At 52.8% G+C, this 16974-nt stretch carries 12 protein-coding genes; 4 read left to right on the top strand and 8 right to left on the bottom strand.

Annotation, left to right across the window (positions count from 1 at the left end; all coding sequences use genetic code 11):
* Positions 1–55 precede the first annotated feature (55 nt).
* Entirely contained in the window at positions 56–1552 is a 1497-nt protein-coding gene (gene hydA / locus DFR47_RS06035; protein ID WP_113943944.1) for a dihydropyrimidinase, read from the bottom strand.
* 93 nt (positions 1553–1645) lie between these two features.
* The gene (locus DFR47_RS06030; protein WP_113943499.1) at positions 1646–2896 is read right to left on the bottom strand and encodes a Zn-dependent hydrolase; all 1251 of its coding nucleotides are present in this window, start codon (positions 2894–2896) and stop codon (positions 1646–1648) included.
* Positions 2897–3349: 453 nt separating this feature from the next.
* Between DFR47_RS06030 and DFR47_RS06025 the strand changes: the two genes are divergently transcribed.
* The gene (locus DFR47_RS06025; protein WP_374788344.1) at positions 3350–4006 is read left to right on the top strand and encodes a TetR family transcriptional regulator C-terminal domain-containing protein; all 657 of its coding nucleotides are present in this window, start codon (positions 3350–3352) and stop codon (positions 4004–4006) included.
* Positions 4007–4123: 117 nt separating this feature from the next.
* On the opposite strand, the gene preA is transcribed toward DFR47_RS06025, so the two are convergent.
* The 3 genes from preA to DFR47_RS06010 form a co-directional block, all read right to left on the bottom strand.
* Positions 4124–5437, bottom strand: a complete 1314-nt coding sequence (preA, locus tag DFR47_RS06020) for an NAD-dependent dihydropyrimidine dehydrogenase subunit PreA (protein ID WP_113943498.1) — start codon at positions 5435–5437, stop codon at positions 4124–4126.
* A gap of 1 nt (position 5438) precedes the next feature.
* The gene (locus DFR47_RS06015; protein ID WP_113943497.1) at positions 5439–6938 is read right to left on the bottom strand and encodes an NAD(P)-dependent oxidoreductase; all 1500 of its coding nucleotides are present in this window, start codon (positions 6936–6938) and stop codon (positions 5439–5441) included.
* Between the two features lie 330 nt (positions 6939–7268).
* Positions 7269–7739, bottom strand: coding sequence for an SRPBCC family protein (locus DFR47_RS06010; protein ID WP_113943496.1), 471 nt, complete (start codon positions 7737–7739; stop codon positions 7269–7271).
* Positions 7740–7962: 223 nt separating this feature from the next.
* Here DFR47_RS06010 and pgi point away from each other — a divergent pair, with 223 nt between their 5' ends.
* From pgi to DFR47_RS05995, 3 genes are all read left to right on the top strand, one after another.
* Positions 7963–9609 carry a glucose-6-phosphate isomerase gene (pgi, locus tag DFR47_RS06005; RefSeq protein ID WP_113943495.1) on the top strand — a complete coding sequence of 549 codons (1647 nt, stop codon included), beginning with the start codon at positions 7963–7965 and terminating at the stop codon, positions 9607–9609.
* 223 nt (positions 9610–9832) lie between these two features.
* Positions 9833–10894, top strand: a complete 1062-nt coding sequence (locus DFR47_RS06000; protein ID WP_113943494.1) for a succinylglutamate desuccinylase/aspartoacylase family protein — start codon at positions 9833–9835, stop codon at positions 10892–10894.
* Positions 10894–11634 (top strand): HAD family hydrolase, encoded by a 741-nt coding sequence (locus DFR47_RS05995; protein WP_113943493.1) that lies wholly within the window; start codon positions 10894–10896, stop codon positions 11632–11634. The genes DFR47_RS06000 and DFR47_RS05995 overlap by 1 nt, the downstream gene beginning before the upstream one ends.
* 151 nt (positions 11635–11785) lie before the next feature.
* On the opposite strand, the gene DFR47_RS05990 is transcribed toward DFR47_RS05995, so the two are convergent.
* The 3 genes from DFR47_RS05990 to DFR47_RS05980 all read right to left on the bottom strand — a co-directional run bounded on the left by DFR47_RS05990 (position 11786) and on the right by DFR47_RS05980 (position 16705).
* Positions 11786–12283 carry a hypothetical protein gene (locus tag DFR47_RS05990; protein WP_147245500.1) on the bottom strand — a complete coding sequence of 166 codons (498 nt, stop codon included), beginning with the start codon at positions 12281–12283 and terminating at the stop codon, positions 11786–11788.
* Positions 12244–14289 (bottom strand): DUF4344 domain-containing metallopeptidase, encoded by a 2046-nt coding sequence (locus DFR47_RS05985; RefSeq protein WP_113943491.1) that lies wholly within the window; start codon positions 14287–14289, stop codon positions 12244–12246. Before DFR47_RS05985 ends, DFR47_RS05990 begins: the two co-directional genes overlap by 40 nt.
* Before the next feature lie 232 nt (positions 14290–14521).
* The gene (locus DFR47_RS05980) at positions 14522–16705 is read right to left on the bottom strand and encodes a long-chain-fatty-acid--CoA ligase (protein ID WP_113943490.1); all 2184 of its coding nucleotides are present in this window, start codon (positions 16703–16705) and stop codon (positions 14522–14524) included.
* Positions 16706–16974: the final 269 nt, after the last annotated feature.

Here is a 16974-nt window from a genome sequence, read left to right as displayed (position 1 = left end):
GAAGCAAAAATGGCGGGGATTCTTCAAGAAGAATCCCCGCCATTTTTATATGTGGTTACACGCCAATCGGCATCAGTGCGGGATCGCGTTCCACTTTGCGTGGTGCCACCACATCTTTCCAGACCGACAAAGCCTGCTGCTGCGGCGTATTCGGCGCACGTTCCACGAATTGGCCGGCACCGGGTTCTGCCAACACCTTGCCTTGCGCATAGGCGACACGGCCGCCGCTGATGGTCATACGCGGCAGACCGGTAACTTTCATCCCCTCAAACACGCTGTAATCAATCGCCGATTGCTGCGTTTTGGCTGAGATTGTCTTGGTTGCATTCGGATCCCAGATCACCAGATCAGCGTCTGATCCTTCCAACACAGCGCCTTTGCGCGGATAGATATTGAGGATTTTCGCCGCATTGGTGGAGGTAACCGCGACAAATTCATTCTCGGTCAGGCGGCCGGTGCGTACCCCTGTTGTCCAGAGCACCGGAAGACGCTCTTCCAGCCCTGCGGTACCGTTCGGGATTTTGGTGAAATTGCCAACACCATGGCGTTTTTGTTCGGTGGTGAAAGCACAATGGTCAGTGGCCACACATTGCAGACTACCGGCGCTTAAACCCGCCCAGAGGCCATCCTGATTGAGCTTGTCGCGAAACGGCGGGGACATCACCCGCCGCGCTGCATAGTCCCAGTTTTTATTCTGATATTCGCTCTCATCCAGTGTCAGATGCTGGATCAGCGGTTCGCCGTAGACACGCATGCCTTTCTGGCGGGCACGGCGGATGGCCTCATGCGCCTGTTCGCAGGAAACATGCACCACATAAAGCGGCACGCCTGCCTGATCGGCAATCATAATCGCACGGTTGGTGGCTTCGCCTTCCACTTCCGGTGGTCGGGAATAGCTGTGCGCTTCTGGTCCTGTATTGCCTGCGGCCAGCAGGTTTTGCTGTAATTGAGCGACAATATCACCGTTTTCCGCATGTACGAGTGGCATGGCGCCGATTTCGGCACAACGGCGGAACGAGGCAAACATCTCGTCATCATTGACCATCAGTGCGCCTTTATAGGCCATGAAATGTTTGAAAGTATTGACGCCGCGTGCCACCACTTCCGGCATTTCATTGTAACAGCGCTCGCTCCAGCCGGTGACAGCCATATGGAAGGAATAGTCGGTGCGTGCTTTTCCGGCTTTCTGAAACCATTCCTGCAGTGCTTCCAGCAGATTGCCTTCCGGTGAGGGCAGCACAAAATCAACCACCATCGTGGTACCGCCTGCCAGTGCCGCGGCGGTGCCGCTGTCAAAATCGTCGGTGCTGTGGGTGCCCATAAACGGCATTTCCAGATGGGTATGGGGATCAATGCCACCTGGCATAATCAGGCAGCCATGCGCATCAATTGTGGTATCGCCCTGCATATCATGGCCGATAGCGGCGATTTTGCCGTCTGCGATCAAGATATCGGCATCGTAAGAGCGGTCTGCGGTAACGATTTTACCGCCTTTAATCAGTGTGGTTTTGTTATCTGTCTGTGACTTGGTAGGTGATCCGGTATGTGACATTGTTCGTTTCCCCTTATGGTTTTTTGCGAACAGATGCGGATTGATCGAAAAGGTTAAGGGCTCCGGCATGAGTGCTCATGCCGGAGCGGATTCTTATACGATTTCAGCGGTCTCCAATGCCGCATGCAACAACACATCCGCGCCGTTGCCAGCCCATTCTTTGGTGATGTCCTCGGCCTCATTATGGCTCAGGCCATCAACGCAAGGGCACATAATCATGGCCGATGGTGCGACCTGATTAATCCAGCAGGCATCATGACCGGCACCGGAAATAATATTGCGATGTGTCAGTCCGAGACGCTCTGTTGCCTGACGAATGGTCGAGAGGCAGGTCTCGTCAAAAGAAACCGGATCAAAAGCGCCGACTTCTTCGATCTGATAGGTCAGGCCAATTTTCTCGCAGATTTCTGCAACGGATTTCTCCAGCTTCTGCACCATAATGGCGAGTTCTGCTTTGTCCGGATTGCGGAAATCAGCGACGAATACAGCGGTGCCCGGAATGATGTTGCGGGAATTCGGGCTGATATGAGCATAGCCGACAGCGCCCACGCCATTCGGCGCGTGTTCCCATGCGATTTCATCGACGCGCTCGGTAATGCGTGCCATGCCAAGTCCTGCATTCACACGTTTGCGCATAGGCGTTGAGCCGGTATGGGCTTCTTTACCGGTCAGCGTAATCTGCAACCATTTCAGCCCCTGACCATGGGTAACAATACCGATATCTAGCCCTTCGTCTTCAAGGATCGGGCCTTGTTCAATATGCAGCTCATAATAGGCTTTGATCGGGCGCTTGGCCGTTGGCACTGAACCTTCAAAGCCGATGCGCTTCAGCTCGCCACCAACGGTTTTACCTTCCGCATCGGTACGGGATTTTGCCCATGCTTCATCAAACAGACCGGCGAAAACACCGGAGGCCAGCATGGCAGGAGCAAAACGTGCGCCTTCTTCATTGGTCCAGTTGACCACTTCAATCGGATGACGGGTTTTAATGCCGAGATCATTGAGGGTGCGCACCACTTCCAACCCGCCAAGGACACCAAGCACACCGTCGAATTTACCGCCGGTCGGCTGGGTGTCGAGATGGCTGCCGAGCATTACCGGCGGCAGGGACGGATCGCTGCCTTCGCGGCGGGCAAACATATTCCCCATCGTGTCGATGCTCATGGTCATGCCGGCATCTTCACACCACTTCTGAAAAAGCAGCCTGCCTTCACGGTCTTCATCGGTCAGTGTCTGGCGATTATTGCCAGTTGAGATGCCGGGGCCGATTTTGGCCATATCCATCAGGGTGTCCCAGAGGCGGTCAGCATTGGTTTTGAGATTGCTGTTCAGATGCGTGTTCATGTCTGTTTCCGTATGCAGTCTGTATTGAATTGTTTCATAGAGGTGCGGGGAGACGGCATGTGGATGTCCTCCTCATCAGCGCATATCCCAAAACCCGTTCGGGTTCTGTTTCGGAGTAAGCGCCGTTACAAAGCCTTTGCGTAAAAAGAGCCTTGATTGTTTCCCCAAAAAAACGTTGATTACTGCTCCGTTCTGTTGCGGAGTGTTTTTGAAACCAGCCAAACGCTTGCGTGTTAAACGAGCTAATCGCTTGTGCGTAAAACCGGTTGGTATATCATTCACTAAAATCCGTTCAGGACAAGCAATTAGTGGTAATAGGGCAGGCCTGCGGCGTGATGCCGTTGCAGGGCGGATACTGAGACGGGGGAGAGCAGCATGGAACGGAAACCGAAAGCGGTCAAAGAGACTTCCGACATGCCGCAGGATAAAACGCTTGCTCGTACCAAGCGCTCTCTGAAACTCTCGCCGCAATGGCAAACGGACGGGGAGCCCGCGCCGGAGAATCTGTCGCGTATTCAGGAGATGAACCGCAAACTCATTCTGGAAGCGGCGCTGGATGTGTTCTCCACCTATGGTTTTCGCGGCTCTACCATCGACCAGATTGCACTGAAATCCGGCATGTCGAAGCCCAATCTTCTGTATTACTTCCGCCGCAAGGAGGAGATTTATACCACCGTTTTGCAGCAAACGATGGAAGAATGGCTGGCTTCGATGCAGGCCATTGATCCGCAGGGCGAACCGCTGGAAGAGCTTGGCACTTACATCCGTAACAAGATTGAAATGGCGTTTCGCAATCCCGCTGCATCGCGCCTCTTTGCCAACGAAATTATGCATGGCGCACCGGCGATCGGCACTTTCTTGCAAGAGGATATGCGCAGGCTGGTGGATGAAAAGGCTGCGGTAATCGGGCAATGGATGGATGAGGGCAGGCTGGCCAAAACCGATCCGCATCATCTGATCTTTACGATCTGGGCAACGACGCAGCATTATTCTGACTTTGAAACACAATTGCGCGCCGTGCTTGGCGAGAAATTTGATGCGCCGGATTGTTGTGAAAATACGGTGCAGGCTGTGAGCGCTATTCTGCTTAATGGTATCCGTCCTCGTTAAACAGAGAGGGGTTAAACAAGACGGGGTTAAGCGGGGAGGAATAGCGGCAGAAAGATTGCTGCCGCTATCTGTGTTATGTGCTGTGATGACTGTCTGTCTTGTCACAGTTGACCGCTCCTATTCCGCAGCCTGTTTGTGTCGCGCCATCGGATTGTTCGGATGGGTCGTCCAATTGGCATAATCAGGGCTGATCGGTTCTTTGGTGCGCGGATCAATGCCGGAAACCTGCTCCATGGTAATACAATCCTGCACAGGGCAGACGCTCACACAGAGATTGCAGCCGACACATTCTTCATCAATCACCTCAAAATGACGCACACCATCGACCATAGATGTAATTGCCTGATGGGATGTATCCTCGCAGACAATATGGCAGCGGCCGCATTTGATGCAGGCATCCTGATCAATCCGCGCTTTGGTGGTGTAATTGAGGTTGAGATATTGCCAGTCGGTGACCTGTGGGGCAGCAAGACCACGGAAGTCATCCAGTGAATGATAGCCTTTGCTGTCCATCCAGTCGGACAGACCGTCAATCATCTCCTGTACAACCTTGAAACCATAGGTCATGGCCGCCGTACAGACCTGAACTGTGCCGCAGCCGAGCGAAATATATTCCGCCGCATCGCGCCATGTGGTGATGCCGCCGATACCCGACATCGGCAGTCCCCGTGTTTCCGGATCGCGGGCAATTTCGGCCACCATGTTTAGCGCAATCGGTTTGACCGCAGGGCCGCAATAGCCGCCGTGGGAACCGCGTCCGTCGATACTTGGTTGCGGGGCAAAATTGTCGAGGTCAATCGACACGATGGAGTTGATGGTATTGATCAGCGATACGGCATCTGTACCGGCATGTTTGGCAGCCCGTGCAGGCATACGGATATCGCTGATATTCGGGGTGAGTTTGGTGATCACCGGCATACGGCTATATTGTTTGCACCATTTCACCACCATCGCCACATATTCCGGCACCTGACCGACAGCGGCACCCATGCCGCGCTCGCTCATGCCGTGCGGACAACCGAAATTCAGTTCAATACCATCGGCGCCGGTTTCTTCCACCCGTGGCAGAATGGCTTTCCATGCCTCTTCTTCGCAAGGCACCATGATAGAGGCAATCAGCGCGCGGTCAGGCCAGCGGCTTTTGACCTCTTTCATTTCACGCAGGTTGATTTCCAGTGAGCGGTCGGTAATCAGCTCAATATTGTTGAAACCGAGCAATCTGCGATCAGCGCCCCAGATGGCACCATAGCGCGGGCCGTTGACATTGACGACCGGCGGGCCTTCAGCCCCCAGTGTTTTCCAGACAACACCACCCCAACCGGCCTTGAAAGCACGCTCCACATTGTAGGCTTTGTCGGTTGGAGGGGCAGAGGCCAGCCAGAACGGATTAGGGGAACGGATACCGAGAAAATTCGTGGTCAGATCAGCCATGTCAGTGATCCTTTGCCGAGGAGGTCGCGTGGGTGTGAACGGACGGAGTTTGCGGCCAGAGGCTTGGCAGATCCTTGCGATTGGCTGCCAGTACGGCCTCAGCAAAACCGCTGACGGCTTCCGGCAGCTGCATCAGATGCTGATGGATGGATTGCGCTGCAACTTTGCCGTCCTGCACGGAGGAAACAGTCAAGTCCTGACCACCTGCCACACAGTCGCCGCCAGCCCAGATGCCCTGCATACTGGTGCGGTTTTCAGCGTCAGTTTTAATCCTGCCGCCGCTCATTTCTATGCCGCTGGCACCAAGGCCTTGGCCGTCGAGTTTTTGCCCGATGGCCTTGTAAATCTGATCAGCCGGCACAGTGAGTGTGGCACCGGTTGCAACCAGTTTGCCGTCACGCTGCTCTGTTTGGGCGAGGCGTATGGCTATGGCCTGTCCCTGATCATTGAGCAGAATTTCTTCCGGTTGCAGATTATCGCGGATCAGCACGCCTTCCATCTGCGCGAGTTGCTGTTCATAGACGCTGGCATTCATATGCTCACGACCACGGCGATAGGCCAGTGTTACATTTTCCGCACCTAACCGCTTGATCTGCACAGCAATATCAATGGCCGTCATACCACCGCCGATGACGACAACATCATTGCCGATATTCAGGCGGGAGAGGTCAGAGCTTTGACGTAATTCGGCAATGGTACGCACGGCGTCCAGCACGTTGTCGGCATCTTCACCGGCAATATGCAGCCGGTTTGTGCCGCCAAGGCCAAGCCCCAGAAACACGGCGTCATAACCGGAGCGTAGCGCATCCAGCTGGATGTCTTTACCCAGCGCTTTACCGGTTTCAATGGTGATGCCGCCGATTTTCAGAATGAATTCCAGTTCCCGCGCGGCAAAATTATCAACGCTTTTATAGGAGGCGATACCATATTCATTGAGGCCGCCGCCTTTTGGGCGGGCTTCAAAAATTGTCACCGTATGGCCTTCACGTGCCAGCGCATGGGCGCAGGCAAGACCGGCAGGTCCCGCACCGACAACGGCCACGCTTTTACCGGTAACCGGCGCACGGGTGAAAGGATGAACGCCGCTGTCCATCAGGTGATCTGTGGCATGGCGTTGCAATAGCCCGATACGTACCGGCTTGCCTTCAGCGGCCTCACGCACACAGGCTTCTTCGCAAAGCGTTTCCGTCGGGCAGACGCGGGCGCACATGCCGCCGAGGATATTCTCGCTCAGAATGGTGCGGGCAGCGCCTTGCGGATTGCCGCCGGCGATCTGGCGGATAAATTGCGGAATATCAATATGGGTCGGACAGGCCGTCATGCATGGCGCATCATGGCAGAAATAGCAGCGGTCAGCCTCGACCAATGCCTCATGCTTATCGAGCGGCGGATGCAGATCTGCAAATATATCCTGATAGTCATTCAGACGATTGGGTCTGATATCCGGTGCGGTTGTATCCGCACTGCGGTTCATACCCGGTTTCCCGTTATGGTCACTCATGCCCTTTCACTCCTCCCGGGCATTTCGCAAATTGTGTTCGCGAGAATGCACTAAAAACAAGATGTCAGAGTCGCCGGATGCTGTACGAATAAGTGCAGACAAATCCGGTTATGCGAAAGCTGTCTCAGAACGCATGTGATATGCGCTCCGCATGATTCATTGCTGCATGGTGAGGAAGCGGCGTGGTTCCCTTATTAAACGCCGGTTCCGCAATCTGTCAGAGCAAAGCATTTTTTGTACGCATGCTTTTTTGCTGCTGTGACTTCAGCATGACAGATTTTTGCGGAAGGTCAAATTTTTTATCAGATGGTCAAAATATGACGATAATACTCATAAAATAGAGCTGTCCTGACGGACTGATTTTGCTGCTTCTTCCCCGATGCTGGCGAAAAAGCGGTCAGCAATTTTGCGTGCTGCATTGCCAAGCAATTTAGTGCCGAGCTGGGCGATCTTGCCGCCTGCATCGCCGTTGATTGTGTAGCGCAGAAGAGTGACATCGGGGCTTTCTTCGATCAGTTCCACATCGGCACTGCCGGTGGCAAAACCGGCGACAGAACCCTGACCTTCACCGCTGATAGTATAGGAAAACGGCGGATTGAGATTGGAGAGGATCAGCAAGCCGTGAAAACGGATTTTGATAATGCCGAGATTAACGCGGATCGCTGCCTGAATGTCGGTGTCAGAGAGGCGTTCCAGTGTCTCGCAGCCCGGAATACAGGGTTTGAGCATTTCCACATCATTCATGGCATTCCATACGGCTTGTCTGGGCGCATTGATGCGTTCTTCACCGGTCAGATCCATATTTACCCTTTAAATTTTCTCTCTTACTGAGGGGGCTTGCAGTGCAGGCAGAATTAAGTGCAGACTGCATTCCTGATCATGATATCGGTTTTAATCACAAGAAAACAACGGCTGAATTTTGTTTTTATTTATCATGCCCTTAAAACACTTCAATCGGTTCATAATTATAGTGTTATAGGTTGTGACTTGAGAAGCGGTTATTCTTCATTAGGGAGAGATTAGCATGGCAGGAAATGAAGCGGGTATTGCAGCAGGTGTGCGTGCACTGAAGGCCCATTGGCAGACAGTTGCCGGGCAGCAGGATATGCGCATGGCTTTTGCCAGTGACCCGCAGCGTTTTCAGCGTTTTTCTCTTAAAATGGGTGATCTTCTGCTCGACTGGTCAAAGTGCCGGATTAATGATCAGACAATGGTACTGCTCAAAGATCTGGCGGTGGCCTGCAATGTCGAAGGGCAGCGCGATGCCATGTTCGCCGGTGAGCTGATTAATAACACAGAGAATCGCGCCGTTCTGCATGTGGCGCTGCGTGCAAAGCCGGATGATGTGATTGTCACCGGCGGGGAAAATGTCGTGCCGGAGGTGCAGGAGGTTCTGCATCGTATGAGCCTGTTCAGTGAGGCAATCCGATCCGGTGATCTGGCAGGTGCGACAGGGCGCAGCATTACGGATGTGGTCAATATCGGTATCGGCGGCTCCGATCTCGGGCCGGTGATGGCAACGCTGGCACTCACTCCTTATCATGACGGGCCGAATACGCATTTTGTTTCCAATATTGATCCGTCGCATATTGCCGATACGCTGCGTGAACTTGATCCGGAAACCACACTGATCATTATTGCGTCGAAAACCTTCACCACGATTGAGACGATGACCAACGCCAAAACCGCCCGTCAATGGGTAGCAGATGCTTTGGGGGAAGAGGCTGTCGGCGCTCATTTTGTGGCGGTATCCACGGCGCTTGATAAGGTGGCGGCTTTTGGCATCCGACCGGAGCGTGTTTTCGGTTTTTGGGATTGGGTCGGCGGTCGCTATTCCGTCTGGTCGTCCATTGGTTTGCCGGTGATGCTGGCGATCGGCGCACAGCGTTTTAAAGAATTTCTTGCCGGTGCGCATGTTATGGACGAGCACTTTCGGACAGCACCATTCGAGCAGAACCTGCCGATGTTGCTGGGTGTGATCGGCTATTGGCATCGTGATATTTGCGGCTTTAACAGCCGTGCGATTATCCCTTACGATCAGCATCTGGCGCGTCTGCCTGCTTATTTCCAGCAGCTGGATATGGAGTCCAATGGCAAAAGCGTGAAGCGTGACGGCTCGCCGGTTTCCGGTACAACCGGCCCTGTGGTCTGGGGTGAGCCCGGCACCAATGGTCAGCATGCATTTTTCCAGTTGTTGCATCAGGGCACGGATACGATCCCACTGGAATTCATGATTGCTGTGCACAGCCATGAAACGGAACTGCCGGAACAGCACCAGATGTTGCTGGCCAATTGTCTGGCGCAGAGCGAAGCTCTGATGAAAGGCCGCACGCTGGAAGAGGCGCAAGCGCAATTGCGTGCGCGCAAAATGCCGGAAGCAGATGTGGCACGTATTGCCCCGCATCGTGTGTTCTCCGGTAATCGTCCGTCGGTTACGATTATCTATGACAAGCTGACGCCTTTTGCGCTTGGCCGTTTGATTGCTCTTTATGAGCATCGTGTTTTTGTTGAAGCACAACTCTTCGGCATCAATGCATTTGATCAGTGGGGCGTTGAGCTTGGCAAAGAGCTGGCAACTGAATTGCTGGATGTGGTGAACGGTAAGCAGAGTGCCGATGGTCGCGATGCCTCAACACAAGGTCTGATCGCGCATCTGCGTCAGTCTCTCTGAGTTTTCGGTTTTCTGAAAATCGATAAGCAGCTATCCCTTTGTTTTTGCGTATTTCGTCGGGAAGTACGTGACAATTTATCGGGATTGGTGTTTTGTGCTGAGATTGAAGCGATGGTTCCCTGCTGTGAGGGCAGCGGGAATATTGAAATTTCAGTAGTAGAGATTGTAATGATAGCCGGAGTCTAATGGCTTGGCTGATAGTAAGGCTTTGGGTGGAGCAGCAATGAAAACGGATCGGATACAGTTTGCCGGTGATGTACCGGGCATTCAGGTGGAAATGCGCGTCCTGCGGTTCGCAGGAACAGATGCAACAGCGCCAACGGCTTATTTGCAATCATCTTTACACGGTGCTGAATTGCCGGGGCAGGCAGCACTACATTTTCTGATCCCGATGCTGCAAAAAGCTGCTGATGAAGGCCGGATTAAAGGGAATATCACCCTTGTGCCGCAGGCCAATCCGGTGGCTTCCAATCAGTGGCAGAGCCATCAGCATCTCGGCCGCTTTGACTTTTTCTCCGGCGTGAATTTCAATCGTAATTTCCCGCTGCTTGAAAATTTCGATACCTCGGCGCTGCCGGAACCGGATGCGCCGGTATCGCTGGACAAGCGTATCAAGGCAATGCTGGTTCGTCTGGCTTTGAAGCATGAGATTGTGCTTGATCTGCATTGTGATGATGAGAGCGAAAACTATCTCTATGTGCATGAAAATTATGCGGAAGATTTGCGCGATCTGGCAACGGCGCTGCGTTCAACTGCTATTCTGGCCGGTGATTCAACGGTCAGTGCTGCCTTTGAAGAGGCCTGCGTTAATCCGCTGCTGCACATGAAAGCGAGTGAGCGCGATATGCGCCGCCGCGCTGTGACAACGGTTGAATTCCGCGGCCTCAATGATGTTAATCCAGCCACTGGTCTTGCCGATGCGCAAGGGCTATACCGATTCCTCGTTCATCGTGGTGTAGTCGATGATGCTTCCAGCCAGTTGGGCGAGCCGTTCAGCGGGCCGATTGCGCCTTTCTCGCGTGTGGAAATGATCCGAGCACCGCAGGGCGGTATGGTGCTGTATCATGTGGCACTGGGCGATATTGTTAAAAAAGGCGACCTGCTGGCAACGATCGTACCGGTTCCGGGCGAGCCGGAATCTGATATTCAGTTATGTGCGCCGCAGGCCGGTCGCGTTTTAACCCATCGCAGTCTGCGCTATTTGCGCCGCGGTGATGATGTCATGAAACTGATCGGCGATGAGCCGTCAGCACAAGCAAAACCTGCCGGTTCACTGGAGGCATAATGTCTGAAACTGTAGCAGCGCCGTCCGGCTCTGAAAAAGCAATTCGTGCTATTCTTTTCGATAAGGATGGCACGCTGGTTGATTTCAACAGGACCTGGTATTCCATTTCCTGTGAACTGGCCAGACGCTCTGCTGCCGGTGATGATGTGCTTGCAAAGTCATTGCTGGATGCCGGTGGCTATGATGCCGAAGCGGAGAAATTCCGCGCGAATTCTGTGATTGCCGCCGGTACGGTTGAAGATATTGTTGCGCTCTGGCATCCGCAGGATACGGATGAACAGCGCCGTGCGCGTGTCGCGGAATATGATGTCTATGGTGTTGAAGAAGGAGCAAAACAGGCAGTTGCCGTTGAAGCTCTGAGCCAGACATTGCAGGCGCTGAAACAGGCAGGTTTTATCTTAGGGATTGCCACCAATGATTCCGAGGCCGGTGCCCGTGCAACGGCAGAAGCTTTGGGGATCAGCAATCTGTTCTCCGGCTTTATCGGCTATGACACGGCAGCACGCGCCAAACCTTATGCGGATCCGTTGCTGCATTTTGCTGAAACGGTTGGTGTTACACCGGCGCAAGTGGCTATGGTTGGTGACAATCCGCATGATATGGAATGTGCCAGAGCAGCTAAGGCCGGTCTGGCGGTTGGTGTGCTGACAGGCAACAGCCCGCGTGAGGTTCTGGAACCGCTGGCGGATATTGTGCTGTCATCCATTGCAGACCTGCCGGACTATCTGGCCGGAAAATAAGTTTTGACTTTATAGCATTTCCAGCAAAAGCGGGAACCGGTTTTGGCAATGGATAATGCGTAAAAACAAATAGTTACAGCGGTTCCAACGATTCAATCTTAACTGGAATCACTGTAAAAGCATAAAGGCCGGTGATTTCACCGGCCTTTTCTTATTCAGGCATGACTTTGATTTTGACATAGCCATTATAGATTTGCACAAATACCAGCGGTGTACCGTTAATAATTGCGGCACTGGTTTCATCACTGATCTGGCTGTTGGCTATCAGTTTACCAATCAAAGCGCGGTTTTCTTTGATGTCAAAAAAGAAATCCAGATTGTCTTCCGGGTCGCGATGTCCAAGCGCATAAACATTGGCACGATCCTGCTGGATAATACCTTCAACTTTGGTCAGGAGATTACCTGATGAGTTGTAATGATCTTTTTTGCTCAGCCGTGCATAATATGAATCAATGGATTTTTCCTGCGCAAAACCGGTATTGCTCATCAGCATTGTGCTTAGGATAGCGGCCGCAAGCACCAGTTTGCCTGAGAAATTTTGTTTGTTTTTATTCATAATGTGCTGTTCCTGAATATCGGCATCATCCGGCTTTGCCCCATAGTAACCGGTCATTTCAGCGTCACTGTCGGCAGGCCGTTGGCGAGCCATGCTTCCAGACCGCCGCGATACCAATAGGTCGGCCAGCCCAAGGTGCCTGCCCGCAAAGCAGCATTAAATGAGGTGCGCTCCTGCATACTCTGACCGAAAAAGACCAGTTTCACGTCCCGCTGACCTTTGGTTTTATCCATCAGCCATTCATTCAGTGCAGACTGAAAACGATCTGTGGTGCTGCCGTCTGTACCGGCATCGACCAGAGAATAGGCCTCCGGCAATGTTTCCCGTAAGCCGCCAGTATCAATCAGCAGGATGTTTTTCTCAGTTTTCAGCATGTCAACAAGATCAACAGTTTTGATAATCTTGGCCTTTTTGATGTAGTTCGGTGTTGCGCCTTTATAAGGTGCGGGAAACAGCATGACTGTCTGCGGAACGCCCAGATCTTCCAGTTCGTCAAAACGTTTGGCAACCGGTGCAGAGGCTGGTGCAGACGTTGTGTCTCCGCCGGTACTGCCGCCACTAGAGGTGGAAACAGGGATTGCTCCGCCTTCCGGTGCGGAGTCATGGCCGCCGACGGTTTTCATTTCAATATCCGAGATCATCACGGCAAGATGCTCAATCAGATCATAGCACATGGTCACTGTGCCTTCGCGCGGGCTGTACCATGCGTTCAGCTGACCACAATCCTTGAAGGTGATCTGTACCGGACGCGGCATAACATAAGTTTCGCCAAGGCGCTGAATGTAGCCTTTCAAACCGCCGGAAAGGTGATTGGCAAGCAAATTGCCAACACGCCGCTGGGACGGTTCAAAAATAGCGGTAATCGGTGCTCCCGGTGTATTCACCGGTACTTCGCCGTCAGGATGCCATGCACCGACGCGGGTATGCGGTGCGAGAATACGCCGCCACGCGCGGTTTTGTTTATTAAATTCATCGCCACAGCGGGCTTTGGTGCGTTCTTCCAGCCCAACGCTTTGCGCGACTGGCTCAAACACGCTTGGATTGCCGCCATACATGATGCAGAACATATTGCGGAAACGCTTGAGATCGGCGGTATGTTCATCCTGCCAAGGCGACGTATCCGCACCTTTCATTTCCGACAATTTACCACTGTAGTACCATTGCAGCGCGGCATAGGTTGCTGCGCCATTGGCGATCTCATTCACTTCTTTGTTCGGATCAGGATACATGGTCGGCTGTACAACCTGTAAAGCCGCATAAACATCAACGGCATCTTCTTCAGGGCCGGTGGATGGTAATTGCAGCTCACCGATCAGCGCATGGCCGAATTCATGCATCAGAATACTTTGCACCAGTCCCATATAAACAGAGATCAGACGCACCGTGTCATTGCCGAACTCAGGCAGCGGGCCTTCACCTGATGTGGAGGCATCTATCCCTGAACCGGAACCGGAACCGGAAGCAGGTGCGGTGCCGCCTGTCTCTGAGCGCGGTGGTAATTGTGTATTCAGATTTGAATCAATATTGAAGCCGGTGATGGCAAATGTACCGATATCATATGCCATGATGCCGACCTCGGCACCGAGAGCAGGGATATCGCTGATCTCACCAATTTTCTGATCATTGAGAAGAAAGCGGGCAGCCCCCGGCACTTCAATGATTTTGACAATATCGGAACCATCAAGTTTGGCGAGGTTCGGAACGGATGCAATATTGTGGCGCTTCTCACCCTCAGTGCAAAACAGGTTCACGGTTTTATTGGCGGAAATTTCCAGAAGACAGATGCTTTTCTGCGCACGGTTGCCGAGGGTAATGCCAACGGAAGCGTTGGGCTTTTCAGAATAGACCCCGAGGGCTGCGCTGATAATGCGGCCGGTTTCCGGCGGCTGTCCGGCGTGAACTGAAAGTGACTGCTCGCTTTCACTGGCCGTGAAATTTTGCAGCAAGACCCAGCCGTCCTGCTGTTTTACATTCCAGCCTTTAAGCAGTTGCGTACTGACTGTATTTGCGAGAGGGCCAAGTTCTTTTTCATATGCGGCCTGTGCCTGAGCGCCGAAAAGCACCAGAGAGACAAAGACAGCAGCGCCGCGTAACACCATTTCTATTTTCCCGTTTAAACCGATATCAGAACACTTCCCGATTTTCTGAAATTATTTTCGTTATATAGAAATACAGCAATATTTGGATAGCTGTTAATTTATCTCAGTCAAAATCTGCCGGTTGTGTTTTGTTTCCCGAGTGCGGGAGGCCGGTCATGAGGCGAGGCAGAGAAAAACCGGATACATTGATCCGGTTTTTCCTTTTAAAACAAAGTGCTGCAAAGAACCTGCGTTAACGCAATTCGCGGCGCAGAATTTTACCGACATTGCTCTTTGGCAGGCTATCGCGAAACTCAATCATGCGCGGGCGCTTATAATTGGTCAGACGCTCGGCACAGAATGCCTTCAAAGCTTCCTCAGTCAGTTCCGGATCGCGGCGCACAACATAGAGTTTGACCACCTCGCCGGAATGTTCATTAGCGATACCGATGGCGGCTGCTTCCACAACTCCCGGATGTTCGGCTGCCACTTCTTCAATCTCATTCGGATAGACATTGAAGCCGGAGACAAGGATCATATCCTTTTTACGATCCACTATTTTGGTGAAGCCGCGCTCATTCATGAAGCCCATATCGCCGGTGCGGAAGAATCCGTCAGCAAAAATGGCTTTTGAGGTTTCGTCCGGCCGGTTCCAATAGCCTTTCATCACCTGCGGGCCACGCACACAGATTTCGCCGACTTCCCCCAATGCTACATTCTGGCCGTCATCGTCACGGATTGCGACATCAGAACCGGGAACCGGAAGGCCGATTGTGCCGGAAAACTCTGTGGCATTCAGCACATTGGCCGTGGCAACCGGTGAGGTTTCTGACAGACCATAGCCTTCTGTAATCAGGCATCCGGTCATCTTTTCCCAGCGCTCTGCCACAGGACGCTGGACAGCCATACCGCCACCGAGTGTCAGGATCAGCGGTTTGAAATCCAGCTTGCGGAATTCCGCATTTTCCATCAGCGCATTGAACAGGGTGTTGAGCCCCGGGAAAATATGGAACGGTGCTTTTTGCAGGTCTTTTACAAAGGCCGGAATATCACGCGGGTTCGGGATCAGCACATTGCGCGCGCCCTGCTGAATCCCCATCATCGCATTCACGGTCAGTGCGAAGATATGATAGAGTGGTAGGGCACAGATATAATTGATATTTTCAGGGCGGCCTTTGACCTGAAACGCCACATCCAGCCACAGGCGCATCTGCTCCACATTCGCAATAATATTGCTGTGCATCAGCATGGCACCCTTGGAGATGCCGGTTGTGCCGCCGGTATATTGCAGGAAAGCCAGATCATCCGGCGCAATGCTGACCGGTTTGAAACTCTGTTTTGCACCGGCTGCCAGTGCGGATTTGAAGCTGTTATGGGCAGGAATGCTCCATGCGGGCACCATCTTCTTAACGCGCCGCACGACGAAATTGATCACTGCACCTTTGAGGCCGTACATATCGCCCATCGTTGCGACAAGCACATGCTTGACCGGAGAGTTCGGCAGGATTTTTTGCAGTGTATGGGCAAAATTCTCAAGAATAATGATTGCCTTGGCACCGGCATCATTCAGCTGATGCTCCAGCTCGCGCGGCGTGTAGAGCGGGTTGACGTTTACAACTACCAGACCGGCGCGCAGAATTGCGGTAATCGCAACAGGATATTGCAGCACATTCGGCATCATCACGGCAACGCGGTCGCCTTTGACCAGCCCACGTGATTGCAGCCATGCAGCCAGAGCTTCGGATTTTTCATCCAGCTCCCGATAGGACAGTGATTTGTCCATACAGGTGAAGGCAGGGCGGTCTGCATATTTTTTGCACGAGGTCTGAATCAGATCAACAATCGACTGATAGGGGGATGGTTCCAGCGTGGAGGCAACCCCTTGCGGATAGCTGTTGAGCCACGGCTTCGTATCATAAGGACTGGCAGCGGCAGCAGGTTTTGCTGCCGGTGTTTCAGCTTTTGCTGTGCTTGCAACTGCGACAGGCGTAGCTTTTTTCTTTTCCGCTGCCGGAGCCTTGGTTGCCGGTTTGGCATTTGGTTTTTCAGGAGCTGCAGTTGGCTCTGCCGCTTTCACGGGCTTTGCAGCCGGTGTTTTCGCCTTTGCCGCCGGTTTTGCTGTGGCGGATTTGGCAGGCTTTTTCGCTGTTTCCGCAACGGTGACCGGTTTCTCAGCAGCTTCCGTTTTTACGGTCTTCTTCACCGGCGATTTTTTGATTGGTGCTGCTGTCTTTTTGACAGCTTCAGTCTTCACAGCAGTCGCAGGTGCGGTCTCTTTTTTAACTGTAGGTTTCTTGGCCTTTGTGGCCGGTGGTGCTTTTACCACGGATTCTTTGACCGGCTTCGCAGCAGCAGTTGATGCAGCTGTGGTTGCGGTTTTCTTTGCCGTGCTCTTTGGTGCAGCGGCCTTGGCATTCGCATCACTTGAACGTGTCATTCTGCCTCCCAGAATTCCTGTTGTGCCGGCATATGCCACCGGAGCGTTTCCGGTATTGCGATCTTCCTCACTCAGATCGGTCTGCCAACAACTTAAACAAGATTATGCCGATATCAACATCCGGCACAAGGTTTCCATTGACGTAAACGTAAATTTTTTATCAGGCTGTGTATTGGTATGAATTGCAGTTCGTATATGAAGCACTGTTGGTCAGAGAACGCATAGCCCTCTTATCGTGTGACGCTGGCAATATTATTCCTGTCGAAGTC

The sequence above is a fragment of the Pseudochrobactrum asaccharolyticum genome (assembly GCF_003314995.1).
Lineage (GTDB): Bacteria > Pseudomonadota > Alphaproteobacteria > Rhizobiales > Rhizobiaceae > Pseudochrobactrum > Pseudochrobactrum asaccharolyticum.
This window is presented reverse-complemented; position numbering and strand designations above follow the sequence as displayed.

Bases quoted from the DNA above. Each gene is read 5' to 3' on its own strand.
- DFR47_RS06030 (WP_113943499.1), bottom strand. From the start codon at position 2,896: ATGAACACGCATCTGAACAGCAATCTCAAAACCAATGCTGACCGCCTC.
- hydA (WP_113943944.1), bottom strand. From the start codon at position 1,552: ATGTCACATACCGGATCACCTACCAAGTCACAGACAGATAACAAAACC.
- DFR47_RS06000 (WP_113943494.1), top strand. From the start codon at position 9,833: ATGAAAACGGATCGGATACAGTTTGCCGGTGATGTACCGGGCATTCAG.
- pgi (WP_113943495.1), top strand. From the start codon at position 7,963: ATGGCAGGAAATGAAGCGGGTATTGCAGCAGGTGTGCGTGCACTGAAG.
- DFR47_RS05980 (WP_113943490.1), bottom strand. From the start codon at position 16,705: ATGACACGTTCAAGTGATGCGAATGCCAAGGCCGCTGCACCAAAGAGC.
- DFR47_RS05985 (WP_113943491.1), bottom strand. From the start codon at position 14,289: ATGGTGTTACGCGGCGCTGCTGTCTTTGTCTCTCTGGTGCTTTTCGGC.
- DFR47_RS06010 (WP_113943496.1), bottom strand. From the start codon at position 7,739: ATGGATCTGACCGGTGAAGAACGCATCAATGCGCCCAGACAAGCCGTA.
- preA (WP_113943498.1), bottom strand. From the start codon at position 5,437: ATGGCTGATCTGACCACGAATTTTCTCGGTATCCGTTCCCCTAATCCG.
- DFR47_RS05995 (WP_113943493.1), top strand. From the start codon at position 10,894: ATGTCTGAAACTGTAGCAGCGCCGTCCGGCTCTGAAAAAGCAATTCGT.
- DFR47_RS06015 (WP_113943497.1), bottom strand. From the start codon at position 6,938: ATGAGTGACCATAACGGGAAACCGGGTATGAACCGCAGTGCGGATACA.
- DFR47_RS05990 (WP_147245500.1), bottom strand. From the start codon at position 12,283: ATGGCTCGCCAACGGCCTGCCGACAGTGACGCTGAAATGACCGGTTAC.